Source organism: Enterobacter cloacae complex sp. 394I7 (assembly GCF_057320345.1).
The window spans coordinates 254,748-271,018 of the sequence record NZ_JBXWCR010000002.1 but is presented as its reverse complement, the minus strand read 5'-3'; the positions used below and the strand labels follow the sequence as shown (position 1 = coordinate 271,018).

General features: G+C 54.5%; 16 protein-coding genes. 8 read left to right on the top strand and 8 right to left on the bottom strand.

Features of this window, described 5'->3' with window-relative positions:
- Positions 1-68: 68 nt before the first annotated feature.
- The 3 genes from AC2FAP_RS12380 to AC2FAP_RS12370 form a co-directional block, all read right to left on the bottom strand.
- Positions 69-752, bottom strand: a complete 684-nt coding sequence (locus AC2FAP_RS12380; RefSeq protein WP_485452944.1) for a porin — start codon at positions 750-752, stop codon at positions 69-71.
- Between the two features lie 316 nt (positions 753-1,068).
- Positions 1,069-2,247, bottom strand: coding sequence for an acetyl-CoA C-acetyltransferase (locus AC2FAP_RS12375; RefSeq protein ID WP_020883759.1), 1,179 nt, complete (start codon positions 2,245-2,247; stop codon positions 1,069-1,071).
- A 93-nt stretch (positions 2,248-2,340) separates the two neighbouring features.
- A complete protein-coding gene (locus AC2FAP_RS12370; RefSeq protein WP_449541303.1) occupies positions 2,341-3,207 on the bottom strand; it encodes a LysR family transcriptional regulator in 867 nt (288 codons plus the stop codon).
- 103 nt (positions 3,208-3,310) lie between these two features.
- Between AC2FAP_RS12370 and AC2FAP_RS12365 the strand changes: the two genes are divergently transcribed.
- Both AC2FAP_RS12365 and AC2FAP_RS12360 read left to right on the top strand, forming a co-directional pair.
- Entirely contained in the window at positions 3,311-3,772 is a 462-nt protein-coding gene (locus AC2FAP_RS12365; protein ID WP_063925561.1) for a multidrug/biocide efflux PACE transporter, read from the top strand.
- A gap of 118 nt (positions 3,773-3,890) precedes the next feature.
- Positions 3,891-5,120: an amino acid permease gene (locus AC2FAP_RS12360; protein ID WP_020883758.1), complete on the top strand. Its 1,230-nt coding sequence runs from the start codon at positions 3,891-3,893 to the stop codon at positions 5,118-5,120.
- A 32-nt stretch (positions 5,121-5,152) separates the two neighbouring features.
- On the opposite strand, the gene AC2FAP_RS12355 is transcribed toward AC2FAP_RS12360, so the two are convergent.
- On the bottom strand, positions 5,153-5,626 hold the full coding sequence (locus AC2FAP_RS12355) for an Lrp/AsnC family transcriptional regulator (RefSeq protein ID WP_032670215.1): 474 nt from the start codon (positions 5,624-5,626) through the stop codon (positions 5,153-5,155).
- A gap of 116 nt (positions 5,627-5,742) precedes the next feature.
- On the opposite strand from AC2FAP_RS12355, the gene AC2FAP_RS12350 reads away from it, so the two are divergent.
- A complete protein-coding gene (locus AC2FAP_RS12350; protein WP_032680350.1) occupies positions 5,743-6,354 on the top strand; it encodes a LysE family translocator in 612 nt (203 codons plus the stop codon).
- A 28-nt stretch (positions 6,355-6,382) separates the two neighbouring features.
- Here AC2FAP_RS12350 and AC2FAP_RS12345 read toward each other — a convergent pair whose 3' ends face one another.
- Both AC2FAP_RS12345 and yjdI read right to left on the bottom strand, forming a co-directional pair.
- A complete protein-coding gene (locus tag AC2FAP_RS12345; RefSeq protein ID WP_014171484.1) occupies positions 6,383-6,655 on the bottom strand; it encodes a GNAT family N-acetyltransferase in 273 nt (90 codons plus the stop codon).
- Between the two features lie 10 nt (positions 6,656-6,665).
- Entirely contained in the window at positions 6,666-6,896 is a 231-nt protein-coding gene (gene yjdI / locus AC2FAP_RS12340) for a 4Fe-4S mono-cluster protein YjdI (protein ID WP_020883756.1), read from the bottom strand.
- Between the two features lie 178 nt (positions 6,897-7,074).
- On the opposite strand from yjdI, the gene AC2FAP_RS12335 reads away from it, so the two are divergent.
- The 5 genes from AC2FAP_RS12335 to AC2FAP_RS12315 all read left to right on the top strand — a co-directional run bounded on the left by AC2FAP_RS12335 (position 7,075) and on the right by AC2FAP_RS12315 (position 13,585).
- Complete coding sequence (locus tag AC2FAP_RS12335; protein ID WP_449541304.1) at positions 7,075-8,712, top strand: ATP-binding protein; 1,638 nt, start codon at positions 7,075-7,077, stop codon at positions 8,710-8,712.
- Between the two features lie 3 nt (positions 8,713-8,715).
- Entirely contained in the window at positions 8,716-9,417 is a 702-nt protein-coding gene (locus tag AC2FAP_RS12330) for a response regulator (protein ID WP_079231701.1), read from the top strand.
- Between the two features lie 168 nt (positions 9,418-9,585).
- Entirely contained in the window at positions 9,586-10,674 is a 1,089-nt protein-coding gene (locus tag AC2FAP_RS12325) for an ABC transporter substrate-binding protein (protein WP_020883753.1), read from the top strand.
- Between the two features lie 78 nt (positions 10,675-10,752).
- Entirely contained in the window at positions 10,753-12,522 is a 1,770-nt protein-coding gene (locus tag AC2FAP_RS12320; protein ID WP_020883752.1) for an ABC transporter permease, read from the top strand.
- A complete protein-coding gene (locus AC2FAP_RS12315; RefSeq protein WP_020883751.1) occupies positions 12,515-13,585 on the top strand; it encodes an ABC transporter ATP-binding protein in 1,071 nt (356 codons plus the stop codon). Before AC2FAP_RS12320 ends, AC2FAP_RS12315 begins: the two co-directional genes overlap by 8 nt.
- Positions 13,586-13,662: 77 nt before the next feature.
- Here the strand turns inward: AC2FAP_RS12315 and manA are convergent, their stop codons facing one another.
- Together manA and AC2FAP_RS12305 are read right to left on the bottom strand one after the other, a co-directional pair.
- Positions 13,663-14,829: a mannose-6-phosphate isomerase, class I gene (manA, locus tag AC2FAP_RS12310; protein WP_207968528.1), complete on the bottom strand. Its 1,167-nt coding sequence runs from the start codon at positions 14,827-14,829 to the stop codon at positions 13,663-13,665.
- Positions 14,826-16,244 (bottom strand): glycoside hydrolase family 1 protein, encoded by a 1,419-nt coding sequence (locus AC2FAP_RS12305; RefSeq protein WP_207968529.1) that lies wholly within the window; start codon positions 16,242-16,244, stop codon positions 14,826-14,828. Before AC2FAP_RS12305 ends, manA begins: the two co-directional genes overlap by 4 nt.
- Positions 16,245-16,271: the final 27 nt, after the last annotated feature.

The window sequence follows — 16,271 nt, the reverse complement described above, 5'->3', positions numbered from 1 at the left end:
TTATCAGGCATGAGTAAGCCGGGTAGGCACTGGCGCTACCCGGCAATGTTCAGCGGAATAACGTGATATCAGAAAGAATAGGCCACGCCTAAACGAAGGCGGGTCTGGCGTTCATCGGTGTCTTTCACGCCGATGTTACCCACTTCAACATACGGTGCCCAGTTTTTATCCCATTTATACGCCAGCTTGGCGTTATATTCGTTGGAATAATCTTTGTTATTATTACGAACCATACCTTCAGAACTCTTCGCATAAACATAATTGAGTTCGGTACGCCAGTCACCCATTACCCAGCCAACCCAGGCATCACCACGGTTAACTTTGTCGTCATCTTTATTCGAGCTTGACGGGTAGCGGGTATATTCATAACGATAACGCGCGGCAACGTAGAAGCCGTTGTCGAAACTATATTGCAGATGCAGATTCGGTTTATATATTGTGCGGCTGTCGTTACTTTCAAGGGTAAACGCCGGCGTCAGTGCAATATTCTCAGTCGCTTTCCAGCGCCAGCTAATTTGATCTTCATGCCCGTTACCCACCACATCCGCAAACGGCTGATCGGCTTTATCACCACCGGATTTCCATTTAGCTTCAACAGAAAAACCGACCCCGTTAGCAAAGCGATGTGAGACCGAGACACGGTCAGCATTGGCACCACTGTCGATATATTCATGGCGCAGATCGACGGTAACGGCCTGAGCCATGAAGGACGTACCGATAAAGGAAGTAAGGACCAGAGATTTCTTAAACATGAAAAAACCCTCAACTGAAATAATGTTTCTTATTTATGAAACTGCAGTTTATTTTTTAAAGAACATTATTTTAGTGACAAAGATCGTAATTATTTGTTTCATTTTTTTTGGCAAAGATGGACGTGACACCCATCAACAAACAGGGTGTATTAACGTGAAATTACCGGAGGAGGATCACACTAAGACGTTAACAACGATAATAATTAAGGCCGTAATTATTCAATAACAGAGTGAGAATGTGCTAATAACGGTTAATTCGTCATACGTTATGTAAAAAAAAACCTCCTGAAGGGAGGCTCTTTTATGCGGGCGGATTTTAGCGTTCAATGGCGAGGGCGACACCTTGTCCACCACCGATACAGAGCGTCGCAATGCCTTTGCGGGCATTGCGCTTTTTCATCTCATGCACCAGCGATACCAGAATTCGACAACCGGACGCGCCGATAGGATGACCCAGTGCGATTGCCCCACCGTTCACATTCACCCGCAGGGGATCCCATTCCAGCATTTTGCCAACCGAGATTGCCTGTGCGGCGAAGGCCTCGTTGACTTCAATCAGATCCACATCAGAGAGCTGCCACCCCGCGCGTTCCAGACAGCGACGGGTAGCATAAACCGGGGCGATACCCATTAACGCAGGATCAACACCCACGCTGGCAAATGCCTTAATGCGGGCCAGGACGGGCAGATCCAGCTCGAGGGCTTTGCTTTCACTCATCATCATCACGGCCGCAGCGCCATCATTAATGGAGGAGGCGTTTCCCGCCGTCACTGAGCCCTGAGTTTCAAACGCAGGATTGAGCCTCGCCAGCCCTTCAGCGCTGGCGTCGGTGCGCGGCTGCTCATCGGTATCCACCACGGCAACCTCACCGTTCTGACGCTGCGTGCTGACCGGGACGATTTCATCCCGAAAGCGCCCGGCATCAATCGCCGCGCGCGCTTTTTGCTGCGAGCTTAACGCGTAAGCGTCCTGCAACTCACGGCTGATACCATACTCACGTGCCAGATTTTCCGCCGTCACGCCCATATGATAGTCATTGAATGCATCCCACAGACCGTCATGCACCAGACTGTCGAGCAACTGGCTGTTGCCCAGCTGCGCGCCGGTACGGCTGTCGGTCAGCACGTGTGGTGCCCGGCTCATATTTTCTTGTCCGCCGGCAATCACGACATCCGCTTCACCACACTGAATGGCCTGCGTCGCCAGATGCAGCGCTTTTAACCCTGAGCCACAGACGTCGTTGATGGTGATAGCGGAGACGGTATTGGGCAGGCCGCCCTTGAGCGCCGCCTGACGGGCAGGGTTTTGCCCGGCACCGGCGGTCAGCACCTGTCCCAGGATCACCTCATCAATTTCATGTGCTGCAATCCCGCTGCGTTCCACCAGCGCTTTTACCACTACGCTGCCCAAATCAACAGCCGAGTGGCGTGCAAGCGCCCCCTGAAAACAGCCGATAGCCGTACGCAACGCACCCACTATAACGACATCTTTCATCACAACCTCTGTGTTAAATGACATGACGATAGTAGTGGATTGTTATTGGCAATTATCTTAATTGTTTAAAAATAGTGAGTTTAATCACAAGGATTAGCGCGCATCCTGCAGATACTGCCGCAGCCAGCTTCCGGCAACGCCGGGCGGGGATCGTTTATTCCAGAGCAGATCGATACCGATCGCCCGTGGCCAGCCGGGGACATTCAGCTGCACCAGCGATTTCGCGGCGGCAAATTCATCCACCAGCGCGCACGGCAGCACGCACCAGCCAAATCCCTGCACGGCCATACTCAGCAGTAACAGGTAGTTGGGTGCCGACCAGACGGGTCCGCGTACGAGCGTTGCCTCCCGCTCCAGATAGGTGCTGAGCCGCAATTCCCGCCAGCCGTGCAGCTCATCGGCCTGGATTACTTGCTGCCCGGCCAGAGGATGGTTGGTCGCGACATAGATTGCCATCCGGGTCTGTATCGGCAACCGGGTAAAACCAATATCGGTCGGATAACTGTCACGCGCTTCCGTGAGACCAACCTGCGCACGCGACTTCTGCAGCAGATCGATAACGTCCTCTTCCTCGCCAATCAGGCACTCAAATTCGGTATGGGGAAAGCGCTGGTCGAACTGGTTCATCAGGTCTTCCAGCACGTCCGGGTTGAGGGTATCGGAAAGAACAAACGTCAGGCGCGCCTCCGTTTGTGCCGTTAACGACACCGCCAGCTCGTCAAGCCGCGTGCTGGCCGCGAGGATCGCCTGCACATAACCCAGCACCTGTTCGCCCTGCGCGGTTAACACCGGCTGACGGGCCGAACGGTCAAACAGATCAAAGCCCAGATCGGCTTCAAGATTGGCGATGGATGTGCTCACGGTCGACTGGCTTTTACGTAACCGACGCGCGGCGGCAGAAAAAGAGCCCGCCGCGACGGTCTCAACGAATGCGGTAAGGGCTTCAGGAGAATAACGCATGCACTATCTACTTTTTCGATGGATACCATCTTTAATATATCACCTTTAGCGATAACAATAGGCCGCATCAACGCCAAAATGCGTATTCACGAGGTCTAAAACTATGCAACATCAGGATGCACTCCAACGTAAACTGCCGGAGCGGATCTTTCATGCCGTCTGTTTCGAAGGGATTGCCACGGCGATCCTCGCCCCGACGGCGGCGTGGCTTATGCAACGTTCCGTGGTGGAGATGGGTGGGTTGACCATTATCCTGGCAACCACGGCCATGCTCTGGAACATTATCTATAACGTCGGCTTCGACCGTTTCTGGCCGGTTCACCGCATCACACGCACGGCAAAAATCCGCGCACTGCATGCGCTGGGATTCGAGTGCGGGTTTATTGTGATCGGCGTGTCGATAGTCGCCGCGGTGCTGGGCGTCACGCTGCTGCAGGCATTCACACTGGAAATTGGTTTCTTCCTGTTCTTCCTGCCGTACACCATGTTCTATAACTGGACTTACGATACGCTGCGCGAGAAATTCCTTAAACGTCGCCAGCAGCGACGCGCCCTCGCAGGCTAATTCCCTCTGGCCGGACGCCCGCTCCGGCCAAACTCCTTCGAAGCAACTGCGCTCTCAACCCATAATTATGGTAAATTGCGCTCCATTCTGTTGGTTTGATAGTTGATACGTTGCTCTAATGTCGAAAATTTGGTCAAAAGATGAGACTCTCTGGAGTTTCGCTCTCTATGGCACGGCCGTGGGCGCAGGAACGCTGTTCTTGCCCATTCAGCTGGGCTCCGCAGGCGCTATCGTCCTGTTTATCACTGCCCTTGTGGCCTACCCATTAACCTACTGGCCGCACCGCGCGCTGGCCCAATTCATCCTGTCGTCGAAAACAAAAGGCAATGAAGGGATCACCGGCGCCGTCTCCCATTATTACGGCAGGAAGATAGGCAACCTGATTACCACGCTCTATTTCATCGCCTTCTTCGTGGTGGTGCAGATTTATGCAGTGGCCATCACTAACTCGTTAACTGAGCAGCTGGCAAAACACATGACAGTAGATACCGCCGTTCGCGTGCTGGTCAGTTTTGGCGTGGTGCTGGTGTTAAATCTGATCTTCCTGATGGGACGGCATATCACCATAAAAGTGATGGGCTTCCTGGTGTTTCCGCTGATCGCCTACTTTCTGTTTGTCTCGCTCTATCTGACCGGAAGCTGGCAACCCGCGCTGCTCACAAGCCAGATGGCATTTGACCGCCATACGCTGCATCAGGTATGGATTTCGATCCCGGTGATGGTATTCGCTTTCAGCCATACGCCGATTATCTCGACGTTTGCCGTTGACCGCCGTGAGAAGTTTGGCGACGCCGCCATGGACAAGTGCAAGAAAATCATGAAGGTGGCGTACCTGATTATCTGCCTGAGCGTGCTGTTCTTCGTGTTCAGCTGCCTGCTCTCTATTCCACCGTCCTATATCGTTTCGGCAAAAGAGGAAGGGGTAACCATTCTGTCGGCGCTGTCGATGATGCCCTCTTCTCCGGCATGGCTGGGGATTTCCGGGATTATTGTGGCGATTATCGCCATGTCGAAATCGTTCCTCGGCACCTATTTTGGGGTGATCGAAGGGGCGACGGAGATTGTGAAGTCATCGCTGAACCAGGTGGGCGTGAAAAAGAGCCGCGCCTTTAACCGCGCGATCTCCATCATGGGGGTATCGTTAATCACCTTTGCGGTGTGCTGCATTAATCCGAATGCCATTTCGATGATTTATGCCATCAGCGGTCCGCTTATCGCCATGATCCTGTTTATCATGCCGACGCTGTCGACGTACCTGATCCCGTCCCTGAAACCGTACCGATCTGTCGGCAACCTGCTGACGCTGATCGTTGGCGTACTGTGCGTGTCAGTGATGTTTGTAGGCTAAACGCCCCTGCGCCCGGCGTTCTGCCGGGCGCGTTATTCGTCACGCCCTGAGATGTCGAGCGGAAACGGCCTGTCCTGCACGACCGTTTTCATGACCAGCGTTGAGCGAAGATGCTGAACGCCGGGCATCGCAGAGAGCTTCTCATCATAGAGTTTCTGAAAAGCCGGCAGGTCGCGGGTCACGACGTGCATCAGATAATCAGGATCGCCAAACAAACGCTGCGCCAGCACAATTTGCGGGATCTCTTCCACCGCCTCCTCAAAGGCGCTCACCGCCTTTCTGTCGCCCTCTTTCAGCGTTGCAAACACGATCGCCAGAAAGTTAAACCCCATTTTGGCGGGATCGAGACTGGCCCGGTATCCCGTAATGGCCCCGCTCTGCTCCAGTGCCCGCACGCGCCGGTGACACGGCGAGAGGCTCAGGTTCACCCGTTCAGCCAGCTCCGTAAGAGATAAACGGCCATCCGCCTGCAACTGCGCAAGAATTTTTCGATCGATGCTGTCCATGTGGAAGATTTTGTCAATTTCACCGTCTTTTGAGCATAACATTGAAAACTCATTTCGTCCGGATACCGATATGCTTTCTCTCTGTTGACGGGTGAAATTCTGGAGTTTTACAGACGATGGAAATGAGTATTGTGGCTGGGTTTTGGGTGGTGTCTTTCCTGCTCATCATGACGCCGGGCGCCGACTGGGCTTACGCCATTAGCGCCGGCATCCACGGGCGGCGCGTGGTACCCGCAGTGATGGGCCTCATGTCCGGGCATCTGCTGGCGACACTGATTGTGGTCGCGGGCGTGGGCGTCATGATGGCGCAACATCCGCTGGCATTATCCGGGCTGACAATAGCGGGAGCACTTTACTTGCTGTGGCTTGGTATCTCACTGTTACGCGCTCCTGGCGCACCGGAAAGCGCCACGACCTCGGCGGCAAACTGGAAACAGTGGGCGGTGAAGGGATTATGTATCAGCGGCCTTAACCCGAAAGTTTTTTTGCTGTTCCTGGCCCTGCTTCCACAATTTACTGACCCGAAGGGAAGCTGGTCGGTTGCGATGCAGATGTCCGCGCTGGGCTTGCTACACCTCATCACCTGTACGCTGGTCTATCTGCTGGTGGGATACGGTTCAAAAGCCATCCTGGCCACCCGCCCGCAGGCCGCGCGTCTGGTGAGCAGAGCATCAGGGGGAATGATGGTAGTGATTGCGGTGGTGCTGCTGTTTGAACAGATCAGATGAAAAAACACCGGCCATTGCCGGTGTGTTTCTACGCCCGAATATCGTCATATTCCCGTGTATTATCAAACTCATGTTTGGCAAACGGGCATAGCGGGATAATTTTTCGATTTTCACCGCGCATCTTCGCGACCACTTTTGCTACCAGCTGTTTACCCACACCTTGCCCTTTCAGGCTCGGATCCACATCGGTGTGCTCGATAATGCTCAGATGTTCACCGGTCGGTACGAAGACAATCTCTGCAACCTGGTTACCGTCAGCATCGTTGACGTAAAACTTGTTATGGCCTTCCAGAATATCCATGGTTCCTCGCTTATTTTTGGCGATACTTCAGCGCACCGCTCGGGCAGGTATCAATCACATGTACAACCGTTTCGACGTCCACTTCATCCGGTATAATCCACGGTTTACGTTTCAGGTTGAAGAGCTTAGCGCTCCCGCGCACGCAATTTCCTGAGTGTTTGCAGATCGCGGTGTTGAAGTAAACGTCAATTTTCTCTCCGGTATAGGCCCGGTAGCCTGCATCCAGTAGCGCTTTATCCACAACATTGCCTCTGTAATTATTCGGGTGCTGAATGAAGCATAGCCTTACGCGATCCTGATAGCTATAACCCCCAAAACGAAAAGCCAGGTCACAACTCTGTTTTCGCCAGATTGCATCCCCCATTTCCTCATGTCAGTCTGCGCAGACCGCTCTAATCAGACTCCCCGCATCAGGTCGTATGAAACGCAGACTCTCTTTTCAGGTAAAACTTTTTTTAGCGCTGGTGTGCTTCTCCTGCCTGCTGTTAGTTCTGCTGGGAACCATCCTGTTTCATTTTATTGACCGGCAATTGCATCACGATCTCGGCCAGCGCGCCCGGGTTCAGGCCAGCGAAATCGCGTTGATGCCGGGTCTGGCGGAAAACGTCGCGGCCAGAAATATCCCCGCCATCGCCCGTTTAATTCAGCCTATACGGGCCGAAAGTGATGCCAGTTATATTGTCATTGGCGATACCCGGGAACAGCATCTCTATCATTCAGAATCACCGGAACGCATCAATTTACCGATGATCGGCGGGGATAATGCGCAGGTATTACAAGGTAAAACGATTATTTCGGTGCGTAAGGGTGGGATTGGGGTTTCACTGCGCAGCAAAGCGCCCATCTTTAATGCGCAGCATCAGGTGATTGGGATTGTCTCGGTCGGTTATTTGACGTCGTACATTGCGAATATCAATGCGCGTATTCTCTGGCAGTCCGGGTTATACGGTATGGGTCTGTTGCTGTTACTGTTTATTTTTTCCTGGTTGTTTACCCGCAATCTTAAAAAGCAGATGTTCCGCCTTGAGCCAAAAGATATTGCGCAACTGGTCTTACAGCAACGCGCGCTCCTGGAAGCAATGTATGAAGGGGTATTTGCCGTCAATGAAGAAAAGCAGCTGATTTTAATTAACCGTGCCGCCAGAGAGATGCTGGATATTCATCAAAGTGAGAAAGCGCTTATCGGCAAACCGCTGGAAGACGTTCTGCAAACGTCCCCCGGTTTTTTATCTCAGCGCTACGCCTCGGTTAGCCGCGGCAGCCACGACCAGATTGCGGTGCTTAACCAGCGCGAGGTGATTGTGAACCGCGTGGCGATTGAGGTTGAACCTGGTGTTGAAAGCGGTTGGGTTTATAGCTTTCGCGACAAGAATGATATCAACACTCTCAGCAGCCAGCTAAGCCAGATTAAACGCTATGCGGATAACCTGCGCATTATGCGTCATGAACAGCTGAACTGGACCGCCACGCTGGTGGGGTTGCTGCAGATGAAACACTATGACGAGGCGATCCGTTATATCCAGGCACAGTCAGAAGGGGCGCAGCGCGTGCTGGACTTCGTCTCAGCCCATTTTGTCTCGCCGGCCCTGTGCGGATTGCTGCTAGGGAAATATGTCAGCGCCCGGGAAAAGGGCGTTGAACTGCAATTTGATCCCGCCTGCCAGCTCACCCGCATGCCTGCCAGCATCACGGAAACGGAGCTGGTGTCGGTGATTGGCAACCTGCTGGATAACGCCGTTGACGCCACCCTGAAAGCCCCGGTTCCCGCAGCTGTTGAGCTTTACATTTCCGATCGCAACCAGGAGTTGCTGATAGAGGTGGCCGATCGGGGTTGCGGGGTGGATGAAGCGATGAAACCGCATCTTTTCCGCCAGGGATTCAGCAGCAAGCCGGAAAGCGAGAACGACATTGTGGGCACAGAGCACGGTATTGGCCTGTTTCTGGTGGCAGGCTATATCAACAAGGCGGGCGGCAGCATTGAGATAACGGATAACGCTCCTCAAGGCACGATATTCTCTGTGTTTATTCCCAATCCACTCCCCGTTCGACAGGGCTAACGCATGACCACGACCCGAGCACTTGATGTTGTGATTGTTGAGGATGAGCCGCACCTGGCGGAACTGCATCGCGAGTATATCGAGCAAAATTTCCATTTGCGCGTGGTGGGCATTGCCGCGTCGATTGAGCAGGCGTGTAACCTGATACGCCAGTATCAGCCGAGGCTGATACTGCTGGACAATTATCTCCCGGACGGTAAAGGCGTGGCGTTAATCGATAACCCGCTCCTGAAAAGCTATGAATGCTCGGTGATCTTTATCACCGCAGCCAGCGATATGCAGACCTGTAGCCATGCCATGCGCAGCGGCGCGTTTGACTACCTGATTAAGCCCGTTTTTTTCCAGCGTCTGCACGCCTCGCTGGAGCGTTTTATGCGTTTCATCCACACCGTGCAGCAGGTGAAGGTTGTCGACCAGCATGCGCTGGATCGCCTGTTTAACCTCCCCGCCGCGGACACCTCGCAGACCCCGTCCACAAAGGGTATTGAGCCCCACACCCTGGACCGTATTAAGCGTTTATTTGCGGAACACCCCGAAAAAACAATGTCGGTGGAAGAGGTGGTGGAATACGTCGGGATCAGCAAAACCACGGGCCGCCGTTATCTGGAATACTGCGTGGAAAGTGGGTTAATCAGCATCGAAATGCTGTATGGCAATATCGGACATCCCAGAAGGCTTTACCGCAAAGCGGCAGAGAAAACGTAATCCGTAACCGTTCGTTTGCTAAGCGTCGCGGATTTTATGGTGTTAATTGCTGAAACGACGCCGACAATCACACTTCGGAACCGCAACCCGCGCCCCCCTATTGTCGGCGCGGAGCCATGCGCTATGTTGACAATTAGTTCCTCAAATGTAACTAAAAGGTTAACTATAATGTCGAACATTTTCCGAATTTCTCTGATTACCGCTACCGTACTGTGTTCTGCTTCCGCACTGTCTGCTTTGCCGCAGGGCTACCCTGCTGACTATCAAAAAATGGTCGATGCCGCGACCAAAGAGGGCAAAGTGGTGATCTACTCCACCACCGACACCAAAGCTGCCGGGCCGCTGATTGAGGGCTTCGAAAAAACCTATCCGGGCATCAAAGTTGAATATAACGACATGAACAGCACCGAGCTGTACAACCGTTTTATCAGCGAACAGGCCTCGGGTGGCGGTAGCGGCGATGTGGTCTGGAGCTCCTCCATGGACACCGGGCTAAAGCTCGCCACCGACTACGCCATGGAGTACAAATCACCGGAGCAAAGCCAGCTGCCGAAATGGGCGGTCTGGAAAGATAAAGCCTACGGCACCACCTATGAGCCCGTCGTGTTTATCTACAACAAACGGCTGATCCCGGCGGGCGACGTGCCTGATTCCCATGCGGCGCTGGCTAAGCTTATTGCCAGCCAGACGGATAAATTCAAGAGCAAAGTCACCACCTACGACATCGAAAAATCGGGTCTGGGCTTTATGCTCTCGGTGCAGGATCACAAGGCCGATCCTAACTACTTCAAAACCCTGGCCGATATCGCCAAAGGGGGCTTAGCCGTTCAGTCTTCAACCGGCACCATGATGGAGAGGGTGTCATCAGGGGAAAACCTGATCGGTTTTAATATCCTCGGATCCTACGCGGAAGCGCGTGCGAAGAACGATCCGTCGCTGGGGATCGCCTATCCAAAAGATTACACCCTGGTGTTATCACGCGTGTCGTTCATCAGCCAGCAGGCGCAAAACAGCAATGCCGCGAAACTGTGGCTGGACTACGTCCTGTCTGAAAAAGGACAAAGTATTCTGGCAAGCCAGGCGGATATCCCGTCCATTCGTAACGATATCGACGGCAAAAATGATATCGACGGCCTGACGAAAGTGCTCGGCAATGCGCTGAAACCTATTCCGGTTGATGAAAGCCTGCTGGAGTATCTGCAGCCGAAAAAACGCCTGGAGTACATCAAACAGTGGCGTACCGCCGCCGCCAAATAAGCGTCTGAGCGCGACGCGGGCCGTCGCGCTCCTGTTACCTGAGTTCGTTTTGCTGGGCTGCAACACCAGGGATACCCCATGAATACATTACGCAGAAAGTGGCAAAGCCTGCCGCGCGGTATTGTCGTGTTGATAACCGCCTTGGTTATCTACACGCCGCTGTCGTTTATCGTGATACAGAGCTTCTTGTCCGCACCGTTCTTTTCACCGGCAAAAGAGTGGAGCCTTGAATCATTTGGTTTTATCTTCACCGACCCTGATTTCTATAAGGCGCTGAAAAGCGGTTTTATTCTCGCTTTCGGGCTGGTCATCATCGCCATTCCGTTAGGGGGCGTGCTGGCCTTTCTGATGGTGCGTACCGACCTGCCCGGCCGCCGTCTGATTGAACCGCTGATCCTCGTGCCGGTTTTCGTGTCGCCAATGGTGCTGGGATTCGGCTACGTGGTGGCCGCCGGTCCGGTGGGCTTTTTATCCCTCTGGGCGCAGGCGCTGATTGGTTTCGTACCGTGGAATATCTACGACATGTCGAGCATCGTGGTCATTGCTGGCCTGACGCATGTTCCGCATGCCTATCTCTATATTTCGTCCGCGCTGCGAAGCGTCGGTTCCGATGTGGAAGAGGCCGCACGTACCGCGGGTGCGTCGCCGTTACAGGTGATGACCTCGGTCAGCCTGCCGATGGTGCGACCGTCCATTTTGTACGCCATCGTTCTGCTGTTCTTCCTCGGTCTTGAAGTGTTTGGTCTGATGCTGGTCCTCGGCGATCCGGAAGGCAACATGGTGCTGGCAACCTACCTGTACCAGCTGACCAACAAGCTTGGTACCCCTTCCTACCACCTGATGGCGGCGGTTGCGGTGGTGCTTATCTGTATCACCATTCCGCTGGTCATGCTGCAGCGTCGCCTGATGCGCACCGCCAACCGTTTCGTGACCATGAAAGGCAAAGCGTCTCAGGCCCGGGCCTTACCTCTGGGTAAATGGCGCTGGGTGGCGGGCGCGGTGGTCGCCTTCTGGCTTACCGTCACGATCGGCGTTCCCCTGCTCGGCGTGGTATTGCGCGCGTTTATCTCAAACTGGGGCGTGGGCGTTTCGCTGTGGGACGAGCTTTCCCTCAGTACTTTTCGCACGATATGGGCGCAGCCGAACCTGCTGCGCGCCATCGTCAACTCCATGTCCATTGGGGTCATTGGCGGCGCGCTGGCCGTGGCGTGCTACCTGTTTGTCGGTATCGCCATGCACCGCAAACCGGACAATACCACGCGTTTCCTGGATTACAGCGTCCTGGTGCCGCGCGCCGTGCCTGGCCTGCTCGCGGGTCTGGCCTTTCTCTGGGTGTTCCTGTTCCTGCCGATGTGGCTGGATAACTCGCTGAAATCGGGCTGGCTTTCCGGGTTCGCCTGGAGCGACTGGATGCGTGAAAACCTGATTGTCTGGCTACGTTCACTGCGCAGCACCATATTCAGCGTCTGGCTGGCCTATACGGTGGTCTGGATGGCTTACGGGCTGAGACTCATCTCGTCCACCCTGCTGCAGGTTGCGCCGGAGCTTGAAGAGGCCGCCCGCAGTACGGGGGCTACGCGTGGCCAGATTACCCGCCATGTCACGATCCCGCTCTCCCGCTACGGCCTTATCGGTTCGTGGCTGCTGATGTTCCTGATTTTTGAACGCGAATATTCAACGGGTGTATACCTGCTTTCACCCGGCACGGAAACCATCGGCTCGATGCTGGTATCCCTCTGGGCCGCGGGAGCTATTGATATTGTGGCGGCGCTCTCTTTTATTAACATCCTGCTGGTGGTGGTAGGTCTGGGCATTGCCCTTCGTTTCGGAGTCAAAATACATGATTGAATTAGCGGTTAACGATCTGCACCTGACCTACGGCGACAATCCTGTTTTAAAAGGGGTCTCCATGAACCTCAACCGCGGCGAAGTGGTGTCCCTGCTGGGGCCTTCCGGCAGCGGGAAAACCACCCTGTTGCGTGCGGTGGCGGGCCTGGAAAAACCGACTCAGGGCTCGATTATCATTGGCAAAAACAAAGTCTATGACGGCACGCCGCGCAGCGAGATCCCGGCGGAAGAGCGTAACCTGGGCCTGGTGTTTCAGTCGTATGCGCTGTGGCCGCACAAAACCGTTTTTGAAAACGTGGCCTATCCGCTCAAGCTGCGCAAGGTTCCGGCCAAAGAGATCCAGCAGCGCGTACAGGACGTGCTGGACCAGCTCGGGCTGGGCCATCTGGGCAAACGCCACCCGCACCAGCTCTCCGGTGGACAACAGCAGCGCGTGGCAATTGGCCGGGCGCTGGTCTACAACCCGCCGGTCATTTTACTGGATGAACCGCTCTCTAACCTCGACGCCAAGCTGCGCGAAGAGGCTCGCGTATTCCTGCGTGAGCTGATTATCAAGCTGGGCTTATCCGCGCTGATGGTAACGCACGACCAGAATGAGGCGATGTCGATTTCCGACCGTATCCTGCTGCTTAACAACGGTAAAATCGAGCAACAGGGCACACCGCAGGAGATGTACGGCTCGCCGAAAACGCTGTTTACCGCTGAGTTTATGGGCAGCAATAATCGCCTGCACGGCAAGGTAACGGAAGTACGCGACGGTAAAGCGCGTATCGAAGGCAAAGGCTGGGTGCTGTGGGGCCAGGCCGGTGAAGGGGTACGAAGCGGTGAAGATGCCACCGCGGTGATCCGCGTCGAGCGCGTGGCGGTGGTCGAGGGGCCGGGTGAAAACCAGCTGGCGCTCCCGTTACTGACCAGCATGTATCTCGGCGACCGCTGGGAATACCTGTTCCGCACGCCGGGGGATGATTTTGTCATTCGCGCCTATGGTCACGAGGCCCGGGACCCGCTGCACTGCCACCTTTCGCTGCCTGAAAAGCACGTGTGGATCTTCCCGAAAAACTAAATGTAAAAAGGCTGCGATAAGCAGCCTTTTTTATGCCCGACATACTGCCTGCACACGGCAGTGAAAGCCTTACGTCATCAGCTTACCAGGCAAGACTGCCCGCGCTGAGTCAACGTCCATAAGGTTGTGACCGCCGGGATGAACGCAGACTGACCGGCGTTCAGCGTCATGGTGGCACCCTCGGCGTGGCTGAGCGTGGCACTCCCCTTCAGCACCAGCAGAATTTGCGCACGGTCTGTCCGGATGCTTTGCTGCTCGCAATGTTCAATGACGCTAAAGCGAAAATCCGTTACCGGGATCGGGTATTGCTGCATCCCCTCTTCCCGGTGCGGATGCATCCTGAGGCGGTCGGCTGGGGTTTCGTCAAACACCGTACAGCGCACCAACTCTGCCACGTTGATGTTCTTGGGGGTTAAGCCCGCACGCAGCACGTTGTCAGAACTGGCCATGACCTCTACCGCCGTACCGTTCACATAGGCATGTAGCGTACCGGCGCGCAGGAACATCGCCTCACCCGGCGCAAGCGTAATGCAGTGCAGATACAGCGGGGCCAGAGCCCCGATGTCCCCCGGGTAGTCTCGCAGTAGCCGTTCGATAAAGGGCGCTACCGGAGCAAACACCCCGCATGCAAGTCGCGCTTCAAGACACGTCAGCACGCCCTCTTTTTCCGCCGGCTCAAGCGCCATCAGACGCGTAAAAAAGGCCTTAAGCCCTTCAGCATGCAGGTTGTTGCGAAACAGCGACAGCGCGGACGTCAGGGCCGGGGCATCCAGGCGCAAAAAGTGATTAGCAATCTCCTGATACGGCCGGAAGCCGTTCATGGCCATAAAAGGCGTCAGGGCAAAAACCAGCTCGGGCTTATGGTTCGCATCGGTGTAATCCTCTCCGGGCAGGTTGCCCTGACGGGCGAACCCGTCTTCTGCCTGGCGCTTATTGGGATGTACCTGCAGCGACAGTGCGCGATCCGCTGACAGCAACTTCAGCAGGTAAGGCAACTGCCCCGCAGTTTCTCCCGCGCACGCACCCAACATCTCTGCCGGCCTCTGTGAAATAAGGTCCTGTAAAGAGCGTAACCCTGTATCGGTTTCAATCTCCGAGCAGCCTGCGGGGTGGCTTCCCATCCAGACCTCGGCCTGGGGTTGATCGTCAGGGTTGAGCAGGCCAAAAAGATGATTAAGCGCTACGCGACTCCCCCAGGCGTAATTTTTGATGCCGTTACGCATCCGGTAAAAAGGCTGACTCATTGCGTATCCTTTTCACATTCGCCAGGGGTGAAGCCATTTTCAGCCGCCAGCTGCGCAAACCACAATGCGTTACGTTTGATTTGTCGCTCCCCGGTGGCTAAATCCAGACGCCAGAAGCCATATCGCCGCTTGAAGCTGTTGATCCAGGACCAGTTATCAATGAAGGTCCACTGATGAACACCAAAACAGTTGGCGCCGTCAGCGATACCACGATGCAGCTGAGCCAGATGCTCCTCCATCAGAGCGATACGGAAGGTGTCATCTATCACGCCACCGGCCTGCACCGGCCCTTCGGACTGCAGATCCATCGCGATGCCAATTTCCGCCAGATACCATTTGATGTTGCCGTAGTTATCGCGAATATTGCAGGCAATGTCATAGATAGCTTCCGGGTGGATCTCGTTATTGTCGCGATAAGGGTTAAACCGTCCCTGAGGATCGATGTAATTTTCGAAATAAACTTCCGGCGTGAAGTAATCGAGCGCGTAAACGCTTTCCCGCGCTTTCACCCTTCTCGGCACATAATAATTCACCCCCAGAAAATCAATTCTCGACTGCAGGATCGTCTCCACATCCTGCCGTGAAACCTCTGGTAAGCAGCCGTTTGCGGTTAAGATTTCGCACAGTTCTTTGGGGAATTCATGTTTAACCAGCGGGTCGAGGAAGCTGCGGTTAAACAGCAGGTCGGCATACCAGGCCGCTTTTTTATCGGCCTCGCTGTCGCTGCGGGTATAAGAAGGCGTGAGGTTGAGCACGACACCAATCTCACCCGGCAAGCCCATTTCACGGTAGACATTCACCGCCCTGGCGTGCGCCAGCATAATATTAAAGGCGACCTGAGCCGCCAGTTTGCCATCTTTTTTACACGGATAATGGAAGTCATATAAATAACCGCCTTCCACCGGCACGATCGGCTCATTAAAGGTTATCCAGTATTTCACCTTATGGCCAAACAGCTCGAACGCGGTGCGGGCGAAGCGGGCAAAAAGCTCGGTTACGTAGGATGACTCAAATCCGCCATATGCTTTTTGCAGCGCCTCGGGCATATCAAAATGGTAAAGATTGATGATGGGCTCGATGCCGTTGGCAATCATTTCATCGAAGTAATCGTTATAGAAGCGGACGGCGTCGCGGTTTGGCTGTCCGGTTTTGAAATCATCGATCAGACGCGACCACTGAATAGAGGTTCGAAACGAGTTAAACCCCGTTTGCTTCATCAGGGCTACGTCTTCTTTATATTTACTGTAGGTTTCACAAACGTGCTGCGGACCAATCTGCTGAAAAAAACGCTCCGGTTGTTCGGCAAACCAGCTGTCCCAGACAGAACGGTGCGGCTTATTGGCTATGCCTTCCGTCTGCGGACCTGATGCCGCTGCGCCCCAAAAAAAACCTTCCGGGAATTGATACCGGTTCATAACGCCTCCTGAATGAAAAAAAGGGCT

Excerpts from the sequence above, each read along its gene's own strand:
- AC2FAP_RS12335 (WP_449541304.1), top strand. The coding sequence starts at position 7,075 with ATGAAACGCAGACTCTCTTTTCAGGTAAAACTTTTTTTAGCGCTGGTG.
- AC2FAP_RS12305 (WP_207968529.1), bottom strand. The coding sequence starts at position 16,244 with ATGAACCGGTATCAATTCCCGGAAGGTTTTTTTTGGGGCGCAGCGGCA.
- AC2FAP_RS12350 (WP_032680350.1), top strand. The coding sequence starts at position 5,743 with ATGGAAATGAGTATTGTGGCTGGGTTTTGGGTGGTGTCTTTCCTGCTC.
- AC2FAP_RS12320 (WP_020883752.1), top strand. The coding sequence starts at position 10,753 with ATGAATACATTACGCAGAAAGTGGCAAAGCCTGCCGCGCGGTATTGTC.
- AC2FAP_RS12375 (WP_020883759.1), bottom strand. The coding sequence starts at position 2,247 with ATGAAAGATGTCGTTATAGTGGGTGCGTTGCGTACGGCTATCGGCTGT.
- AC2FAP_RS12370 (WP_449541303.1), bottom strand. The coding sequence starts at position 3,207 with ATGCGTTATTCTCCTGAAGCCCTTACCGCATTCGTTGAGACCGTCGCG.
- AC2FAP_RS12355 (WP_032670215.1), bottom strand. The coding sequence starts at position 5,626 with ATGGACAGCATCGATCGAAAAATTCTTGCGCAGTTGCAGGCGGATGGC.
- AC2FAP_RS12380 (WP_485452944.1), bottom strand. The coding sequence starts at position 752 with ATGTTTAAGAAATCTCTGGTCCTTACTTCCTTTATCGGTACGTCCTTC.
- AC2FAP_RS12315 (WP_020883751.1), top strand. The coding sequence starts at position 12,515 with ATGATTGAATTAGCGGTTAACGATCTGCACCTGACCTACGGCGACAAT.
- AC2FAP_RS12345 (WP_014171484.1), bottom strand. The coding sequence starts at position 6,655 with ATGGATATTCTGGAAGGCCATAACAAGTTTTACGTCAACGATGCTGAC.
- AC2FAP_RS12325 (WP_020883753.1), top strand. The coding sequence starts at position 9,586 with ATGTCGAACATTTTCCGAATTTCTCTGATTACCGCTACCGTACTGTGT.
- AC2FAP_RS12330 (WP_079231701.1), top strand. The coding sequence starts at position 8,716 with ATGACCACGACCCGAGCACTTGATGTTGTGATTGTTGAGGATGAGCCG.
- AC2FAP_RS12360 (WP_020883758.1), top strand. The coding sequence starts at position 3,891 with ATGTCGAAAATTTGGTCAAAAGATGAGACTCTCTGGAGTTTCGCTCTC.
- manA (WP_207968528.1), bottom strand. The coding sequence starts at position 14,829 with ATGAGTCAGCCTTTTTACCGGATGCGTAACGGCATCAAAAATTACGCC.
- AC2FAP_RS12365 (WP_063925561.1), top strand. The coding sequence starts at position 3,311 with ATGCAACATCAGGATGCACTCCAACGTAAACTGCCGGAGCGGATCTTT.